Below are 1,093 nucleotides of genomic sequence, written 5' to 3'. Positions count from 1 at the left end.
CGACATCGGGGTGAGCGTCGTGCAGGCTCCGGATCATCGTGTGCAGTTCCTCAGCCGAAGGGACGCCGTGGAGGTCGATGAACCTGACGGTGATGCCGGTGGCGTCCGCCCAGTCCGCGGCCGCGTCGGCGGCGAGCCGCGCCCACATCTGATCGATCATGGGCCGCACCACGGCGATCGACGTCGCTCCGCTCGCACGCAGCCGATCGAGCAGCCGATCCATCGCGGTGCGATGATCGCCCGCCAGCGCCACGGTGGGTTCGGGCATCCCCGGAGGCACCAGCTCGGAGGTCACGACCGGGCGCCCGGATTCGAGGATCGCACGGGCGAGCTCGTCGTCGCCGATCACATCGGTCATCACGAATCCGTCGACGTGGAGGGTTCGAGCCTTGGACGCGGGGAACTCGGCGGGAATGAGAGACACCGTCAGCTCTCGATCCTCTGTGCTCTGCACGACGCCGACGGCGAAGTTCATGTAGTACTCCATGAAGTTCATGCCGCGAGGCAACCAGAGTCCGATCGAGCCCGCCCGTGCCTGGCGGAGGTTGCGCGCTCCGCTGTTCGTCGAGTAGCTGAGGGTCTGCGCCGCCTCGAGCACCCGACGTCTCGTCTCGGCGGAGACACGACCGGTGCCGGCGAGCGCGCGGGATGCCGTGCCTCGCGAGATTCCGCACAGATCGGCGACGTCCTGCAGCGTCGCGGCTCGTGTCGATGACATCGTGACCTCCCTGTCGATCCTATGTCGCCGCTGGGTATCAATATTGCCCAATCGATTGCGCAATCGATGTTCCGTGCGCCACACTGTCGTCCAACGACCCGCAGGCGTGTTGAGCAGGTCGGCCACCCGACGGAAGGAAAGCACGCCATGACCCAGCAGACGTCTCTTCGAAACGAGGAGCACACCGGCCAGCTGAAGAAAGCAGCCCTCAGTGCGTGGGGGGTCGTCTTCCTCGTCATATCGGCTGCGGCCCCGTTGAGCGTTCTCGCGGGGATCGGACCCCTGGCTGTCCTGATCGGCGGCGTCTCGGCTCCGATCGTCTACGCCGTCGCGGGCATCGTCCTCGCCGTGTTCGCCGTCGGGTTCCTCTTCATG

At 66.4% G+C, this 1,093-nt stretch carries 1 protein-coding gene and 1 pseudogene; one reads left to right on the top strand and one right to left on the bottom strand.

The features are described 5' to 3' along the window. A partial coding sequence (locus tag ABTZ43_RS17245; protein WP_350539644.1) for a LacI family DNA-binding transcriptional regulator occupies window positions 1-718 on the bottom strand: 718 nt, incomplete at its 3' end. Between the two features lie 147 nt (window positions 719-865). On the opposite strand from ABTZ43_RS17245, the pseudogene ABTZ43_RS17240 reads away from it, so the two are divergent. Next, window positions 866-1,093, top strand: a pseudogene (locus tag ABTZ43_RS17240) (amino acid transporter); the annotation flags it as partial.

It is taken from the genome of Microbacterium sp. NPDC097977 (genome assembly GCF_040302605.1).
Classification (GTDB): domain Bacteria; phylum Actinomycetota; class Actinomycetes; order Actinomycetales; family Microbacteriaceae; genus Microbacterium.
Note: the sequence above shows the minus strand (reverse complement) of the source record. Positions and strands in the feature narration are given on the sequence as shown.